11 protein-coding genes are annotated in these 17,722 nt (G+C 40.6%); 5 read left to right on the top strand and 6 right to left on the bottom strand.

The window, feature by feature from the left end:
- Positions 1-171: 171 nt before the first annotated feature.
- Both ACSZOX_RS18320 and ACSZOX_RS18325 read right to left on the bottom strand, forming a co-directional pair.
- Positions 172-2,010: a UbiD family decarboxylase gene (locus tag ACSZOX_RS18320; RefSeq protein WP_437921637.1), complete on the bottom strand. Its 1,839-nt coding sequence runs from the start codon at positions 2,008-2,010 to the stop codon at positions 172-174.
- A gap of 73 nt (positions 2,011-2,083) precedes the next feature.
- The gene (locus tag ACSZOX_RS18325; RefSeq protein WP_437921638.1) at positions 2,084-2,947 is read right to left on the bottom strand and encodes a hypothetical protein; all 864 of its coding nucleotides are present in this window, start codon (positions 2,945-2,947) and stop codon (positions 2,084-2,086) included.
- Between the two features lie 250 nt (positions 2,948-3,197).
- Between ACSZOX_RS18325 and ACSZOX_RS18330 the strand changes: the two genes are divergently transcribed.
- The 4 genes from ACSZOX_RS18330 (at position 3,198) to ACSZOX_RS18345 (ending at position 9,714) form a co-directional block, all read left to right on the top strand.
- The gene (locus ACSZOX_RS18330) at positions 3,198-4,439 is read left to right on the top strand and encodes a deoxyribodipyrimidine photo-lyase (RefSeq protein ID WP_437921639.1); all 1,242 of its coding nucleotides are present in this window, start codon (positions 3,198-3,200) and stop codon (positions 4,437-4,439) included.
- Between the two features lie 172 nt (positions 4,440-4,611).
- Positions 4,612-7,341, top strand: coding sequence for a 2-oxoglutarate dehydrogenase E1 component (locus ACSZOX_RS18335; protein WP_437921640.1), 2,730 nt, complete (start codon positions 4,612-4,614; stop codon positions 7,339-7,341).
- 48 nt (positions 7,342-7,389) lie between these two features.
- The gene (gene odhB, locus ACSZOX_RS18340; protein ID WP_437921641.1) at positions 7,390-8,625 is read left to right on the top strand and encodes a 2-oxoglutarate dehydrogenase complex dihydrolipoyllysine-residue succinyltransferase; all 1,236 of its coding nucleotides are present in this window, start codon (positions 7,390-7,392) and stop codon (positions 8,623-8,625) included.
- Between the two features lie 72 nt (positions 8,626-8,697).
- A complete protein-coding gene (locus tag ACSZOX_RS18345) occupies positions 8,698-9,714 on the top strand; it encodes a hypothetical protein (protein WP_437921642.1) in 1,017 nt (338 codons plus the stop codon).
- 28 nt (positions 9,715-9,742) lie between these two features.
- On the opposite strand, the gene ACSZOX_RS18350 is transcribed toward ACSZOX_RS18345, so the two are convergent.
- Both ACSZOX_RS18350 and ACSZOX_RS18355 read right to left on the bottom strand, forming a co-directional pair.
- Entirely contained in the window at positions 9,743-11,677 is a 1,935-nt protein-coding gene (locus ACSZOX_RS18350; protein ID WP_437921643.1) for an LTA synthase family protein, read from the bottom strand.
- A gap of 4 nt (positions 11,678-11,681) precedes the next feature.
- Positions 11,682-13,457 (bottom strand): LTA synthase family protein, encoded by a 1,776-nt coding sequence (locus tag ACSZOX_RS18355; RefSeq protein ID WP_437921644.1) that lies wholly within the window; start codon positions 13,455-13,457, stop codon positions 11,682-11,684.
- 263 nt (positions 13,458-13,720) lie between these two features.
- Between ACSZOX_RS18355 and ACSZOX_RS18360 the strand changes: the two genes are divergently transcribed.
- Positions 13,721-16,336 (top strand): valine--tRNA ligase, encoded by a 2,616-nt coding sequence (locus ACSZOX_RS18360; RefSeq protein WP_437921645.1) that lies wholly within the window; start codon positions 13,721-13,723, stop codon positions 16,334-16,336.
- Between the two features lie 82 nt (positions 16,337-16,418).
- Here ACSZOX_RS18360 and ACSZOX_RS18365 read toward each other — a convergent pair whose 3' ends face one another.
- On the bottom strand, positions 16,419-17,135 hold the full coding sequence (locus ACSZOX_RS18365; RefSeq protein WP_437921646.1) for a hypothetical protein: 717 nt from the start codon (positions 17,133-17,135) through the stop codon (positions 16,419-16,421).
- Complete coding sequence (locus ACSZOX_RS18370) at positions 17,132-17,701, bottom strand: RNA polymerase sigma factor (RefSeq protein ID WP_437921647.1); 570 nt, start codon at positions 17,699-17,701, stop codon at positions 17,132-17,134. Before ACSZOX_RS18370 ends, ACSZOX_RS18365 begins: the two co-directional genes overlap by 4 nt.
- Positions 17,702-17,722 lie beyond the last annotated feature (21 nt).

Here is a 17,722-nt window from a genome sequence, read left to right on the forward strand (position 1 = left end):
TCTACGTTCAATTACAATTCCTACACAAAGAAAGCTATTAAAAAACTAAATTCATAATTTTTTACATTTTTTATTGTAAATAAAATAACAAATCAATTATATGATTAACATATCTACATCAAATCAATTAATTTATTAAAAACGAGAACCCGCCTTCCTTACTCTTCAAAGCTAGATAATCCCGTACAACGAGCCTCCCCGCTCTCCAAGACGATCAACATGCCGCTCTACTTTCTCATCTTTAATCAAAGCCGGCGCGTGATGTGGTTTATTTCGCGCATCGATAATCACAGGCCCATGACAGCCCCAATGTTTAAAATGGGTAAAACTATCGACACCATAGATATCGTATGAGGGGTTACTTCGTGTAAAGGTTACCCATACAAAGTTGTTAACAGAAGCGGCCGCAAACGCAGCATCATCAACCAAAACAATCATCTGAATCCCCTCCAGATCTGCTTTATTCACATTAGCTGTCCAAAGTCCGACCTGCTGTTGCTCTTCTTCGTAGGTAGAAAACGGTGAACCATCCAACACCAACACTCCCGCCAAAGCCAGCTTACCCTGGTTAAATGGCCGAGGTAACGACAAGCCAGCAGGCAGCTCACGGATTAATTCTCGCCTCTTCTGCCCCACCGCCGCAAAAGTCACTTTAGAACCCGCATTCAGTCCGTCCCCCGAATAGTCCAACGTATCGATGGTGGTGTTGGTCATGAAATGCAAATCTCGAGAGAGGTCTATCCGTTCTAATATATGTGTAAGAAAACGAGGTATATCGTGAATATCCAATGTTAGATCATCCTCAAAAGCGGAAATAAAGAGATATTTCGCAAGGCTCAACTGATTGGTTCCTAAAATTTGATTGGCAATCGTTAACAGCTCCTGCGGCCGCTCCACTTTTTGGTAGGGGGTATACCGTTCGCTACCTATAGCAAAAAGTAAAGGATGGACGCCCGCTGGATCCACGGCGTGCACAGCATGCAATCCATTGATCTGCTGTGGAATCGCATTACCTGTAATTTCATGAATTAATGCACCAAAACTCGTATCCTCCTGTGGTGGCCGCCCAACCACTGTAAATGACCAAATGGGGTTTTTACGATGGTATACCTTATGAACTTTCATTAAAGGAAAGGGATGCACTAAGCTATAATAACCAATATGATCACCGAAAGGACCCTCAGGCTTATTTTCCTGGGGATAAACGGTCCCTGTTATGACAAAGTCGGCATCTGCCGAAATACAAAAGCCCTCTTCATCGTAAAAATAGCGAAAGCGCCGATTGCCCAGCGTGCCCGCAAAGATTGCTTCCGACAAACCTTCTGGCAAAGGCATTACAGCTGATAGGGGGTGCGCAGGCGGTCCACCAACAAAAATACTAACCTTCAAAGGTCTCCCCAAAGCATTTGCTTTGGTCTGATGAACTCCGATCCCCCGGTGCAACTGGTAATGAAGACCAATTTCCTGATCGGGGACATAGTCATTTCCAGATAATTGAATACGATACATCCCCAAATTAGCCTGCATAATACCCGGCCGCGTAACATCTTCCGTATATACTTGCGGCATCGTTACAAATGCTCCGCCATCCATAGGCCAGTTTATAATTTGTGGTAAATCTGAAATCTTGGTTTGACCATATAAAATAGGCGCATTGGTTCTTTTCTTCCACGGAAGTGCCCCCAAAGCAACCATAGAAGATCCGAGATAATCAAAGGGCCGTTTCAACACCGACATGGGATTCATCTTTACATCGACCAACCTCTTTACATGCTCGAGTGTGTCCCGGAACATAAATTTCGAACGATCGAGGGTCCCAAAGAGATTGGAAACAGCCGGAAATTTGGATCCTTTAATGTTTTCAAAATAGAGTGCAGGACCTTCTACATCGAAAACGCGCATGTGTATGGCCGCCATCTCCAGATAAGGATCGACTTCTTCTTTAATACGTATCAGGTGTCCGTTCTGCTCTAGGTCAGCTACACATTCAGCTAAGCTTTTGTATCCCATATATCATTTATGTATGCTTACAAAAATAGCAGAATAAACGTAAAATCCTTTTCTACAGCGGAAGGAATTAACCTTACCTATCGCTTAGCAAAATCTGGCTTAGTGGTGTAAATTCAAAAGGCATTTCCGATTGCCAACTGTTCGAACTTTGTTGACCGGACTGCATTAAACGACTTAATTCAGCGTAATCAGAACTGCTAATATCTAAACTCCGTTGATACAGCACCCGAACCATCCATCGGGAGAGGCGCATAATTCGTTGACTTTTTTCAATCAACCCCAGTTTTTTATACAGTTCAAACATCTCCCGAAAGGAGAAACCTTCGTCTCCTCCAATTTCCAAAATCCTATTTTTAAACGCACGAATATGCAAAACCTGTTTTAACCAACGTATAAAATCATGGACACCGAAAGGCTGAAAGCGATGATCTGAATAATAGCTAGCATAAAAAATAACCGATTGGCTTGCCATACTTTTGAAAACACGATCAATCAATGCATCACGTCCTACAACACTTTCTTTGAGAACAACGGTATATTCCATACCAAACTCTTCCAGCAACTCCAAAACAGGTTCTATACAGGTTTTATCTGTTAAGCGTGCTACATAGATAATACGGACGCATTGTCTCTTTTTCACGATACGGATAAAATTCCGAAGACATAAAAGCTCAAGTTTCAGATTAACAATATCCGCTAAAGTAGGCACCTGTGTAAAATAGTAGGCAGCGGATAGCTCGGGCAATGGCAAAGGATCGCCTTCTTCTCCTTTGATAAGATCGAGCTCAAACACCTCTGCACGAGATGGTTCAAAAAGCCGACGTTGAAATAACTTGAGATTGCGAGTTACCGCGAACACCTGAAAATGCTCATCAGCCATCAAACTGACACTTCTACGTCCTACATAGTTATTGAGCCCACTAATCAAAATATTCATAATCAACTTATCCAAAAATCCATTCTTTGATGTAAATACCCAAATAACAGAACAGGGGTGTGAATGTTTCTCAAAAATAGAATTTGTTACAATATGATTGCGAAAAAAATAAATGAAGACAAGGGAAAGCGTTCCAAATTTGTCTCTACTGTGTAAAAAGACTGTAGATATTGGTGTGCTTTCTACAATAATCGATTCTTTGGGTTATATTTGTGGTATTTATTAACAGTAAAGCAAAGCATTTTCTTGTATGGCGAAAAAGGTGATTTTAATATGGTTTCGAAACGATCTCCGCATTCATGACAATGAAATTTTGTTTGAAGCTGTTCATAAAGGGAATATCGTTATCCCAGTCTACTTTTTTGATCCTCGCTATTTCAAGTCAAACAAACTCGGCCTACAAAACACTGGCATATTACGTGCCAAATTTTTAATCGAGAGCGTACAACAACTTAAAGACAATCTACACGATCTTGGCGCTGACCTTTTGGTATTCCAAGGCAAACCAGAAGACATTTTGGGTACATTATGTGCAAAATACGAAGTGACAGAGGTGTACCACCACCGCGAAGTTGCGCACCGGGAGACGAAAATATCGGAACGTGTGGAAACGGCACTCTGGAAAGAGAAAATCAACCTCAAACATTTTATTGGCCATACGCTATACCATAAAGAGGATCTGCCTATTCCAATTAAAGATATTCCAGATTCTTTTAGTGCTTTCAAAAAAAAGGTAGAAAAAGAGAGTTTCGTTAGACCCGTCTTACCTACTATAGAAAAAATAGTAACACACCCTCATTTGGAGGTTACGCAGGTACCAACCCTGGAAGATTTGGGTTTTTCGCCTACTGACATCCAAAACATATACCTCAACAGCGATACATTAAAAGGAGGCGAGGATAATGCCTTAAAAATAATCGACATGACACTATCGCCTCACCATGACGACGTGGATGATTACAACTTAGTATCACCATTCATTGCTGTTGGCGCCGTATCTCCTGCATATTATTACCATAAAATAAAAGCGGCTCAAGTACCCGCTTACAAGAAAAAATACGAAAAGCTTATTTCTCGTCTTCTTTGGCGCGACTATTTTCGTTTCATGTTAAAAAAACATCCGAACATTTTCTTTAAAAACCACCAGCCCGACCTTGATATTATAGCATCTTCTAAAGTACTGCAGCACATGATTAGCAATGGGACGGACGAGCTGGTCATCAATGAAATGTTTGAGGAAATAAAGCGTACGGGAAACCTTCCTTATGAATACCGGGAAATATTAGCCGCTTATTTGACACAAACGGCAGCAGTGAATCACCTGGCTGGAGCCAACCTCTTTGAAGAATTTCTTATAGATTATGCTCCTGCTACCACTTATGGCTACTGGCTGCATGTGGCGGGCTTCGGGACAAGCGCCAAAGACAACACAAGCTCCTCTTGGCAAGACCTTGTTAAAAAAAACTATAAAGTTAGAAGTACAGCAAAATAACGGCATTAAATAATAATTGGCCCGCCTGAATAAGAGTGTATTTGCACAATTGTCATAAAAAATCAAATTCTCAAAATTTCCTGCATTTTGATGGTTTTTTTGTTCATTTTAAGGGTGACAAAATATTATTATTTGCTAACTTTGGGCAAATTTTTATACGTAAGCTTTCCTCATGGACAAATTAACATATTTGAGTAACGCAGATTCAGGCTATATTGACTCGTTATATCAAGCATACAAGGAAGATCCAAACGCAGTAGATGTAAGTTGGCAAAAATTTTTCGAAGGATTCGAATTTGGCCAAACCAGCGGTGGCGGTAGTGCTGTCGCAGAAACTCCTGAACAAGCAATCAAGGAGATCAATGTCCTCAATATGATTAACGGTTATCGTGATCGCGGACACCTTTTCACAGAAACAAATCCAGTGCGCGAACGCCGCAAGTATTTCCCTGGAAAAGAACTTGAAACATTTGGTTTGTCTGAAGCTGATCTTAACAGCGTCTTCAACGCTGGTGTAGAAGTTGGCTTGGGTCCAGCAAAGTTAAAAGATATCCGTCAACTTATTGAAGATACTTACTGCCGTTCTATAGGAGCTGAATTCCGTTATATTCGTCACCCAGAGAAAATCAAGTTCCTCCAAGATAAAATGGAGGCTGATCGTAATACGCCTAACTTTTCGTTAGATGCTAAAAAACGTATATTAAAAAAATTGAACGAAGCAGTTATCTTCGAAAGCTTTTTAGGAACCAAGTTCTTGGGCCAAAAACGTTTTTCACTCGAGGGGGCTGAATCGTTAATACCTGCTCTCGACTCTGTTATTCAAAAAGGTTCTTCATTAGGAATTGAGGAATTTGTTATCGGTATGGCACACCGTGGTCGTCTGAATGTATTGACCAACGTGATGGGCAAATCGTATAAAACAATCTTCTCCGAGTTTGAAGGAAAAATGTATGAAGCCGATCCTGAAATTCAATTTGGAGGAGACGTTAAATACCACTTGGGATTCTCTTCGGATATTACCAGCCAAGATGGTAAAAACATCCATTTAAGCCTCGCCCCTAACCCATCGCACTTAGAAACCGTTGATGGCGTTGCGGAAGGTATGGTACGTTCGAAAATCGACCTCAAATATGACGGCGATTCTTCGAAAATTGCACCGATCTTGATTCACGGAGATGCGGCTGTAGCTGCACAAGGTATCGTGTACGAAACCATTCAGATGTCTAAATTGGACGGTTACAAAACAGGCGGTACAATTCATATCGTAATCAACAACCAGGTAGGTTTCACAACGAATTATAAAGATGCTCGTTCATCTACCTATTGTACAGATATTGCAAAGGTTACTTTATCACCTGTATTCCATGTAAACGGTGATGATGTGGAAGCGTTAGTCTACGCTATTAATTTGGCTGTAGAGTATCGTCAGAAATATAAAACGGATGTATTCATTGACTTATTGGGTTACAGACGTTACGGACACAACGAGGCCGACGAACCGAAGTTCACACAGCCTTCATTGTACAAATTGATTGAAAAACATCCAAATACCTTGGCTATCTATGTCAAGAAATTGGTTGACCAAGGAAGCATCGATATTGATTTTGCTAAATTACTGGAAAAAGATTTCCGCGGGGTATTGCAAGAACGACTTGATGAAGCAAAGAAGGTAGAACAAATTAGTGATGAACGTCCAATGTTTGCCGGAGCTTGGAAAGGATTACGCCCTGCAAAGGGAGCTGATATTCCTAAATCGGCGGATACAGTTGTTTCTAAAGAGCTCTTTTTAGCTTTAGCGAATGAAATGAACAGCCTACCGAAGGATAAGAAATTCTTCCGTAAGATTACCAAAGTATTCGAGGATCGTTTGAAAATGATCGAGTCTGACAAATACGATTGGGCAATGGGCGAGTTAATGGCCTATGCGACATTATTAAACGAGGATTATCGCGTACGTATATCAGGCCAAGACGTACAGCGTGGTACTTTCTCTCACCGTCACGCAGTGGTGACACTGGAAGATTCTGATGAAACTTACACGCCGCTAGCCAAGGTTAAAGGTGGCGATAAATTTAGCATCTACAATTCCCTATTATCGGAATACGCTGTATTGGCTTTTGAATATGGTTATTCATCGGTTAACCCGAATTCGCTTACGATTTGGGAAGCACAGTTCGGCGATTTCGCCAACGGTGCACAGATTGTATTCGATCAATATATCTCCTCCGGAGAAACAAAATGGAAACGCTCGAATGGTTTGGTGATGTTGCTACCGCATGGTATGGAAGGACAGGGACCAGAGCACTCTTCTTGTCGTATAGAACGCTACCTTGAACTTTGTGCAAACAACAATTTAATTATTGCGAACTGTACAACACCAGCGAATTATTTCCATCTGTTACGCCGTCAATTACATCGTGAATTCCGCAAACCATTGGTGGTCGCAACTCCAAAGAGTCTTTTGCGTCATCCAAAGGCAGTGTCTCCTCTTACGGAATTTACAGACAAAGGATTCCAAGAAATTATTGATGACGAAAATGTAACGGCAAAATCTGTTAAACGCGTCTTGTTATGTTCTGGAAAAATCTACTACGATCTCGTAGAGAAACAAGAAGCTGACAAACGTAAAGATGTAGCGATTGTGCGTGTTGAGCAATTGTATCCTATTGCATTGGACAAAATTGAAGCACTTCAAAAGAAATATGCAAAAGCTGAATTTGTATGGGTGCAGGAAGAGAATGAAAACATGGGTGCATGGCCATTCTATAGCCGTAAATTCCGTGGCAACAGCCTTGACTTAAAAGTTATTGCTCGTCCAGAAAGTGGTTCACCGGCAACAGGATATATGAAACAACACGTTGCGCAACAAACACAGATAATTAACAACGCATTTGAAATTTAAAACATATCAACAGCCTCCGATGTTGTTGATATAACAGAAAACAAAAATATGAGCTTAGAAATTAAAGTACCTGCCGTAGGTGAATCGATCACTGAAGTTACCTTGGCACAATGGCTAAAACAAGATGGCGATTACGTTGAAATGGACGAAAATATCGCTGAATTGGAATCCGACAAAGCTACTTTCGAGTTGCCAGCTGAAAAAGCGGGTATACTTAGGATTATAGCTCAAGAAGGTGACACTTTAGAAATTGGTGCAGTAGTATGTTCTATCGAAGATGGTGACGCTCCTGCTGGCGGTGCCGACAAAAAACAAGAAGCTCCAGCTGAAAAAGCAGAAACTACTGCTACTTCAGCAAAAGACGATGCGGAAAACCCGGATTCTTACGCTGCGGGTACAGCTTCTCCAGCTGCTGCAAAAATTTTGAGAGAAAAAGGTATAGATCCTGCTTCGATCAAAGGTACAGGCAAGGACGGCCGTATTACAAAGGAAGATGCAGAAAAAGCGCAAGCAAAACCTGCAGCTCCTAAAGCAGAAAGTAAATCTGCTGCAAGTGCAGCACCTGCTCCTGTGGTTGCGGGTGCACGTAACGAGCGCCGCGAGAAAATGACGTCTTTACGTAAAACTATCGCCAAGCGTTTAGTAAGTGTGAAGAATGAAACAGCGATGTTAACCACATTCAATGAGGTAAACATGCAGCCGATCATGGATCTTCGCGCGAAATATAAAGATACATTTAAAGAAAAACATGGCGTAGGTCTTGGCTTCATGTCCTTCTTTACGAAAGCAGTTACAACTGCATTGAAAGAATGGCCTGCAGTGAATGCTCGTATCGAAGAAAACGAGATTGTTTTCTCTGACTTTGCTGACGTTTCTATAGCTGTTTCTGCACCGAAAGGGCTTGTGGTTCCTGTAATTCGTAACGCAGAATCGCTGAGTCTATATCAAATAGAAAAAGAAATTATCAACCTTGCAACAAAGGCGCGCGATAACAAATTAACGATTGATGAAATGACAGGAGGAACATTCACAATCACCAATGGTGGTGTCTTTGGCTCCATGATGTCTACACCGATCATTAATGCACCACAATCTGCAATTTTAGGTATGCACAATATTGTTCAACGTCCTATTGCTGAAAATGGTCAGGTTGTTATTCGTCCAATGATGTATATTGCATTATCGTATGACCACCGCGTAATCGACGGTCGTGAGTCGGTAAGCTTCCTTGTTCGTGTTAAACAGCTCTTGGAAGATCCTGCAAGATTATTGTTAGAAGTGTAATACATATCAATACGTATATAAAAGGTCGTCTTCATATTATAGGGCGACCTTTTTAATTTCAAGTTATAGAGAATGAAGATCCTTCGGAAATTCCATTTGCTATTGTTCATGTTGTTGTCTATGCTCATGCAGACTCGAGCTCAACAGCGATTCGGCGTAGACATCGATTTTTTTGGCTATGTAGATAATAGGGAATATAAGTCTCAATATACTATCGATAAAACCATACTCGGTACGATTATGTCTCCTAAGCTCTATTTTGCTATAGACAGTAACCATCGTATTTTTGGTGGGATACATTACAATCAGGATTTTGGAAAACACCGCGAAAATAGAGGACAAACACTTCCTATTGCATACTACAATTTCAGGAATAAAAACTTTGATTTTGCTTTGGGGCATATGCCTCGTTTCGAGCGTCTAAAAGATGTTCCTCGCCTCGTCTTATCGGATACGTTGATGTATAACAGACCGAATATTGAGGGGATGTATCTTGCATTTCAAAAAAAACAACTCAAACAAGCTTTATACATTGATTGGCTCAGCGAACAAAGTTACAGTCAGCGCGAACGTTTTATCGTTGGCCTTTCGGGAAAATACCGATTGGGTTCTTTCTACCTACTGGATGATGCGCTTCTCTATCACAATGCTTTAACAAGCAACGATAGTATAGTGGAGCATATTCAGGATAATGGCGTCGCTATGTTACGTGCGGGAATAGATGTGAGTAGAAAGACATTTCTGGATTCTTTAACAATAGATGCAGGTATGGTCGTTGGTTTCGACCGTGTACGTTCCGAATACGATCTCCGTATCGCGCGAGGTTTCATCTCCAATCTTTATGTAGGTTATCGTGCTTTCTTTTTGGCAAATACGCTATATCTGGGCGACGCACAACATCTGCCTAATGGAGATTCCTTCTATAACAGAGAACGCTACAACCGCCTGGATTTAGGCTGGATACCGTTCCGAAAAGGTAATATTGAAGGAAAATTTACCGCTTCATTCCACTTTGCTCCTGATCAAACAAGTAATCAACAAGCTTTCACCTTACGCTACAAATTTGGCAAGAATATCTGGCGAAAATAATAAGCATAACTGAAATACAGATGATTCGCTATTCGGCCACAAGCTGATTGTGAATCATACCTGCATTGTATTGTTGCATAAAGGCTTTCAGCTGCCCATCTAAACGAGAGGCTATCTCCCCCTCTTTTTTCAGTAAATCCTCTTTTTCTAAACGGTCTTTTTTTAGATTGAACAACGAAAGTGGTTTCTTTCCATCGTGAGTCATGTAATAATCACCTTGGAAAAAATTGAAAACTCCACCAATATTGTTGACCACGAAATTTGTACGGTCTGCGGAAAATGCGTCAAAACCAAAAGAAAAATAAGGACGTTCATAGCCTAGGTAATTGAGAACCGTAGGCATGATATCAATTTGTTGAATCAGCTTATCGGAAACGCCACGCAAGTTTTTATCCCCTGGATAATAGAAAATAATAGGTATAGAAAAAGCTCCTGCAGCGGTATTGTATTCAGGCTGGTAGCTTACCGTGGCATGATCTGCACAGATCACGAAAAGCGTATTGGCAAACCAACTTGATTTTGATGCTTTGTTAAAGAATTGACGTAATGCGTAATCTGTATAACCAACAGGTTCTTGCACTGGAAGTGGTCCTTTCGGGAACTTTCCCTCATACTTCTCCGGGACTTTGAAAGGATGGTGCGAGGACAATGAAAAGAAACTGGCAAAGAAAGGCTGTTTTAAGGTATCTAGATTGCTCGCCATAAATTGCATGAAAGGTTCATCCCAAATCCCCCAAATGCCATCGAAATCTTGATCGTTATTATATTCATTCTTACCGAAGTAATGTTTTATACCCGCGAGTTGTGTATAGGCTGAAAAACCCATACTTCCATTAGGCGCACCATGAAAAAATGCAGTCTCGTACCCCACATCGCCAAGTAATTTAGCTATACTTGTTGTTTTATTACCAGAATAAACCGACAAGACGAAAGGTTCACCAACGGAGGGAATTCCCGTAATAATGGAGGGCAGCGCATCAATTGATTTTCGACCATTGGCATAACTGTTCGAAAAGGTATAAGACGATTCAATCAAGGAATCCAAGAAAGGTGTATATCCTTTATAGTTACCGTCTTGTATATCTTTGTTTAAGGCTCCGATATGTTCCTTTGCAAAACTCTCCAAAATAAGGAACACGACATTTAATTTTTTAAACGATTTCCCAGGAACGGCTTGATGTACGACAGGATAACGTTGCTCCAACTCCTGATTCGTATAATAATTCAATTCTTTCAATTCCACGGCTTTGAGTGTTTTCAGCATGCTGAAAGGTGTGTTTAACACGATACTCATTTCTTCCGGATTTTGGACATAATCTCCGGCATTGCTTAAGGTAATTGGACGTGTGCTATGTGCCCATCCCCCGCGTACACCGCCAACAAATAAAAATGCCGTGAACAAGAACAAGACACTATGCAGGGCATAGAAAATAAGTCCTGTTTTGGCAGGACGTATAAGGACTACAATTTTTGCAATACGGAACACCAAATAAATCAAACCAGCAAAAAGAACAACCAACATCCAATAATCTGCAAGAAAATCAAGAAACAATTTACCTAGGTTTTCCTCATTGGCAAATTGACTGAAAACAGTTCCAGTAGTACGTTTTAATGTAAAGGGATAATAGGCATAATCGATGAGATTTGCCCCTATTCCCAAGCTGTTGGTGACAACAAATATCCATTGTGCCAGCGTTTGATACCACTTTTTGTATTTAAGGGTCCAAGGGATAATCTGAAATAAGATGTAAAGTATATTTAGATACAGTATGGCAACAACATCAAACTTAACACCTCCTCCTAACATCACGACAAGACTGCTGAAATGCACATTCGGAAACAAGGACTGATTATACGTATAAAAACCGATACGTAGCCCTGCATAAATAGCCAATAAGATGATAAACTGTATAAGAAGCAACAGATAGGTATTCCCTGTATTATTGGATAAAAATCTCTTCATACAACTAGTAACTTAGAAAATCTTGAAAAACATGCTGATAATAACCTTTCGCAATATGTAGCAAACTATCTCGTGTACTTACCTGATTTTTCGGAACATCACTATAACCGACATCCCGTTTTAACATATCATAGCTTACGGTATGCGTATTGGTCACGACACCAAATGTACTGTTCGAGTTGAAAAATGCAATATGTTGTCTATTCTTCGCAAATAAATCACTTCCATAAGGAAAGTCTGTCGCCGGGCGGCCTACAAAGTGGCATAGCGTTGGCGCAATATCCAACTGACTAACGACATCGTCGACTTTCATTCCTTTGTATTTATCCAGCAACGCACCACCGAAAATAAATAATGGAATGTGATACCGTTCTCGTTTTTCCAATCCGTACTTTTCTTTTGGGTAGATATGTCCGTGATCGGACGTTACCACAAAAATAGTATTTTTATACCAATCCTTTTTTTTCGCTCGTTCCACCAAATTATAGATCATACTATCCGTATAGAACGCGGTACTTCGATACGCATCGGCTTTTGACTTATTGCCAAATTTGTATGCTGGCTCTAGATGAAATGGTTCATGATTTACTATTGTATAAAAGATGCTGAAAAAAGGCTTTCTATCCTTATCTAAATCCTGTAACATCCGATCGGCAATCACATGATCGTAAACGCCCCATGAATTCCGTTGTGCCGTAATTGGACAATTCAAATCGTCGACCACGCGTTCGATACCATGGGTAAACATAAACGACTTGAAGTTGTAAAACTCGCTTTGTCCACCATGATAGAAGGAAGTTTCATAGCCTAATGAATCGAAGACCTGACCAATGGCGGGTAATTTTTCATGTTTTGGGATATACTTAATAATACTTTCAGGCCCCTGTGCTGGAAAACCGCTCATCACCGCGATCATACCTTTATCTGATCGATCAGCAGCAGCGTATGCCCGTTTAAAACAAACACCTTCGTCCATTAATTCCTTCATTTTGGGCGTTACCTCGCTTTCGCCACCTAACTCTTCGAATACTTGTGCTACCATACCTTCCAGCAAAATCAAAACAACATTGGGACGATTGCTGGATAATACATTCACATTATCGTGTACCGGAGGCAATACCGAAGCGACAATCTGATTACTCTCATTCGTATCCATAAATTGATAGGGATTCTTTTTGGTGTTCTGCAGAAGACTTTTCAAAAAAGACCAATACGTGTTTACGGCGGCATGGTTGGCGGTATTATCTTCCGAGAAATACACTGAACTTTGATTCAGTGTAGCACGGCCAATGCTTCCTCGCATGGTCAAAAACAAGACTATACTTCCCAAAACAAATACAAGAGCGGTAGAATTGGGTTTAACAGGAACGTATTTTGCATACCGAACGACAATGCGATGGTAGAAATAGTGTGCACCAAGAAAAAAGATAACAAGAACGAAAACACCTTGAAAGATCACCTCAAAGTCTATAGAACTCGAAACCCCTCCCATCGTATCCAGCCCCAACGTAATGGCACGCTTACTTATTTTTTCGCCCCAAGCTTCATATAAAGGAAGATCAGCAGCTGTAACAGCTGCAAAAAGGAAGGTCGGCAACATGGCATATCCCCTCAAAAACCAAGGGGAAACTCTTTTTTTAATCCAAAATTGCTGAATAATAAAAAACAAAAATGGAACAATAAGCAGATAAGCTGCCAAAGAGAGGTCTAACCTTGCACCATACAAAAATGCGTAAAATGCATCCAACGGTTCCTCGATTTTATGCCAAATACTATACACAAAGATAGTTCTATCTAGGAAAGACAGGAATAACCAGTAGCTAAATAAGGCGAAAAAAAACGATAGGTTAGCCCGCCAAGTGGACTCATGTGCCATGTTAATACCGCTATAACAAATTAATAATAAAAAATTAACCCGCAAAAATACAGTTATTCATTTAATTTTTTTTGAATTCTATGTCATTCCAACAACATTTTATAGCATCCTTTTTCCTTAAAATCTAAGCAATTCCCTATTTTTGCAACTTGAATCTCTAAATTAAAATGAGCATAGCAAAAACATACAATCCCAAAGAAGCAGAAGAGAAATGGTATTCGTACTGGATGGAGCACGGATTCTTCCGTTCCACGCCTGATGAGCGCGAGCCTTACACGATCGTGATGCCCCCACCGAATGTCACAGGTGTTTTACATATGGGTCACATGTTGAACAATACAATTCAAGATGTACTTATCCGTCGTGCCCGTATGCAAGGCAAAAATGCATGCTGGGTCCCCGGCACAGACCACGCATCGATTGCAACGGAGGCGAAAGTGGTTGCTATGTTGAAAGAACAAGGTATTGAGAAAGCCGCAATTAGCCGTGAGGACTTTTTAAAGTATGCTTGGGAGTGGAAAGAGAAATACGGTGGCATTATTTTAAAGCAATTGGAGAAGTTAGGAGCATCCTGTGATTGGGAACGTACTAAATTCACCATGGATCCTGATCTTTCTGAAGCTGTAATCGACACCTTCATTAAATTTTACAAAGAGGGGTATATTTACCGTGGTGTCCGTATGGTAAACTGGGACCCTCAAGGTAAAACCGCTCTTTCGGACGAGGAAGTAATCCGCAAGGAAGTCAATCAGAAGTTATATTATATCCGCTACAACGTTAAGGATAGCAACGAGCATATTATTATTGCTACGACAAGGCCAGAAACTATTATGGCGGATACGGCAATCTGTATTAATCCAAATGACGAAAGATATCAATCCCTTCGTGGAAAGACCGTGTTTGTTCCGATCATTAATAGGGAGATTCCGGTGATTGAAGACGAATACGTAGAGATGGAATTTGGTACTGGCTGTTTAAAGGTAACGCCGGCACACGATTTGAATGACTACGAACTTGGTCAGAAGCATAATTTGGAGATCATTGATATTTTGAACGATGACGGTACGTTGAATGAGAAGGCACAAATCCTTGTAGGAGAAGATCGTTTTATCGCACGGAAGAAGATCGCCAAAATGCTTGAGGAAGTAGGACAAATCGAAAAAATTGATGACTACAAATCCCAAGTAGGGTTCTCCGAACGTACCGACGCGGCAATCGAGCCTAAGCTATCCATGCAATGGTTCTGCAAAATGGATAAACTTGCAACACCTGCACTGGAATATGTGGAGAATGGAACAATCAAGCTAATTCCTGAAAAGTTCTTTGCATCCTATAAACATTGGATGGAAAACGTGAAAGATTGGTGTATTTCGAGACAGCTATGGTGGGGACAACGTATTCCGGCTTGGTATAATGACCGCAACGAATGGGTTGTTGCGAAGACTGAGGCTGAAGCAACTTTGGCTTTTGAGGAACAAGGAAAATCGACAGCTGGCATCCGTCAGGAAGATGATGTACTCGATACATGGTTTTCTTCTGGCCTATGGCCGATGTCCGTGTTTGATGGCGTTCGCAATCCAAACAATCCGGAATTCCAATATTATTACCCGACAAATGATTTGGTTACTGCTCCTGAGATTTTATTCTTTTGGGTAGCTCGTATGATCATCATGGGACACGACTATACGCAGAAGCCTCCATTCCGCAATGTATATCTTACAGGGATTGTGCGGGATAAGTTGGGCCGGAAAATGTCTAAATCGCTTGGAAACTCTCCTGATCCTATTGAACTGATGGAACAATATGGTACGGATGGGGTCCGTGTAGGGATGCTCCTATCCTCTCCTGCCGGAAATGACCTCATGTTTGATGTTTCCTATTGTGAGCAAGGCCGCAATTTTGCCAATAAGATCTGGAATGCATTCCGTTTGGTAAAAGGTTGGGAGACTACGGATTCACCCGCGACAGCTTCACAGAAAACAGCAGCAAAATGGTTTGAAAACCGATTCAATCAAGCTGTTAACGAAATCGAAGATCACTTTGAGAACTATCGGTTGTCGGATGCTTTAATGAGTACATATAAGTTGATTTGGGATGATTTTTGTGCCTGGTATTTGGAACTGGTAAAACCAGCATACCAAACACCGATAGAAACAGAAACCTTAGCAACTGTCAAATCATTCTTTGAAAGAATTCTTGCCCTTGCTCATCCATTTATGCCTTTCCTAACGGAAGAACTTTGGCATGATGAGTTATTTGGGGAACGTGCAAAAGAGGATTGTGCTATCGTAGCGACCTATCCTGTCAAACAGGAATTTGATGAGCAACTCATTAAGGAATTTGAAATCGTACAGCAAGTAATCTCGGAAGTACGTAGCATTAGAAATAACAAAGGTATATCACCAAAGGTGGCTCTTCCTTTGGCAATCAATGCCACTGTAGTGGATTTCTCTAAATATCAAGAAAGCATCATCAAATTGGCAAACATCGAAGAACTTTCTTTCGTTAAAGAGAAAGTGCAAGGAGCCGTTAGTTTCTTGGCTGGAAAAGATGAATGTTACGTCGCGCTCGAGAATAATATCGATGTAGAAGCGGAAAAGGAAAGAATATCGAAAGAGATTGAATATTTAAAAGGTTTCCTACTTTCTGTGGACAAAAAATTAGCGAACGAACGATTTGTACAAAATGCAAAACCTGAAATTGTACAAAATGAGCAAAATAAAAAGGCGGATGCCGAAGCTAAGATAAAAATCTTAGAAGAGAGCTTAAGTAGCCTAGTATAAGATTTTCCTCTCCTTAAAAACATAAAGCATCTGATGACATCAGATGCTTTATGTTTTTAAGGAGATTAGGTACAACAGAAAACTACTTTTTCCATTCGTCTAAGAGCTGCTGCGCTTTCGTATATATTTGTACGTCTTTAGGAATTGTAGCCAAGTGTTTTTTTGCTTCTTCAATCTGTCCTGTCTGGTGGAGCGCAATGGCTAAATAGTAAGCTGACTCATAACGGAAGACAGATGTACCATCGGCCAAGGGTTGTAAAACAACGGTAGCATCAGACGTTTTCTCTTCACCTAGTAGACTAAGCCCTAAATAGAAGGTGTATTGCACAACGGAGCTATCTGTCCGATGAAGATCTTGCAAAATTTCCGTACTTTCTTTGTAATGCCGACTATTAAAAGCTTTTACAGCTTCCTCGTAGCGAGTGGCGTATTCATTTTCGTGACCACGGACGATTTCAGAACGCATTTCTGGCAACTGGTACAAGGGATCTGCGGATGGAAAAAAGAAAAACCGCCCAACAAGGGCCAAGGTCGCAACAGCAAGCAAAGGATACACCCAGCGTTTCCATTGTACAATAGGTGTCGTTCTATAGGCCTTTTCTGCCTCTACTAACGTGGCCTTTAAGGGCTGTGTATCTGTTGTCAACCTACGGGAAAGCAAATCAGCTATTTCCTTTTGAAATTGTACTTCCTCCCGAAATTCTGGATCTGCGGTCCACCACTCGTCAAACAGTATTTGATCTTCAGCCGATAAGACTTCGTCGATGTGATCTTGAATTAATTCCTCTTTCGATTTCATAATTTGTTCGTTTTAAAATAAGGATGTGCTTTCAACCTGTTAGCCAAAGTAGCCATACACTCGCTTTTCTTTTTACGGAGATAAGCATAGGTTATCCCCAGAAACTCCGCAATCTCTCCTTGATTCTTCGTGGTCATGCAGCGTTTAATGATTTCTTGACAACGTTCGCCCAGAGTTGCCAACGTTTCCATGACTAAGCTTTCCTTCTCTACTACCAAGATATGTTGCATATATTGTTCTTCTCCATCATCCTCAATATCAAATACATGATCATCCATATTTGTTACCTCTTTATTTTTTCTTTTTTTCAGTTCATTCAACCACTTCCTCTTACTGACCAACAAGAGAAAGGATTCAAAAGATGTGGTTAGCTGAAATTCCTTATATTTTGCCATATGATAGATATCTACAAGAACCTCTTGAAAGATATCAAATCCATCGTCATCGGTACCATTATTACGCTGCACCATGACGACAACTTTTTTCGCAAATTGCTTATAAATTGCCTGAATTCCCAGGTGGTTATTATCAAGTAGAAACTGAATGTATTTTTGGTCGATATGCATACAAATGGTTAGTATTTCGTA

This window comes from Sphingobacterium sp. LRF_L2 (assembly GCF_965644235.1).
In the GTDB taxonomy this organism is placed as follows: domain Bacteria; phylum Bacteroidota; class Bacteroidia; order Sphingobacteriales; family Sphingobacteriaceae; genus Sphingobacterium.

Bases quoted from the DNA above. Each gene is read 5' to 3' on its own strand.
- ACSZOX_RS18320 (WP_437921637.1), bottom strand. From the start codon at position 2,010: ATGGGATACAAAAGCTTAGCTGAATGTGTAGCTGACCTAGAGCAGAAC.
- ACSZOX_RS18325 (WP_437921638.1), bottom strand. From the start codon at position 2,947: ATGAATATTTTGATTAGTGGGCTCAATAACTATGTAGGACGTAGAAGT.
- ACSZOX_RS18330 (WP_437921639.1), top strand. From the start codon at position 3,198: ATGGCGAAAAAGGTGATTTTAATATGGTTTCGAAACGATCTCCGCATT.
- ACSZOX_RS18335 (WP_437921640.1), top strand. From the start codon at position 4,612: ATGGACAAATTAACATATTTGAGTAACGCAGATTCAGGCTATATTGAC.
- odhB (WP_437921641.1), top strand. From the start codon at position 7,390: ATGAGCTTAGAAATTAAAGTACCTGCCGTAGGTGAATCGATCACTGAA.
- ACSZOX_RS18345 (WP_437921642.1), top strand. From the start codon at position 8,698: ATGAAGATCCTTCGGAAATTCCATTTGCTATTGTTCATGTTGTTGTCT.
- ACSZOX_RS18350 (WP_437921643.1), bottom strand. From the start codon at position 11,677: ATGAAGAGATTTTTATCCAATAATACAGGGAATACCTATCTGTTGCTT.
- ACSZOX_RS18360 (WP_437921645.1), top strand. From the start codon at position 13,721: ATGAGCATAGCAAAAACATACAATCCCAAAGAAGCAGAAGAGAAATGG.
- ACSZOX_RS18365 (WP_437921646.1), bottom strand. From the start codon at position 17,135: ATGAAATCGAAAGAGGAATTAATTCAAGATCACATCGACGAAGTCTTA.
- ACSZOX_RS18370 (WP_437921647.1), bottom strand. From the start codon at position 17,701: ATGCATATCGACCAAAAATACATTCAGTTTCTACTTGATAATAACCAC.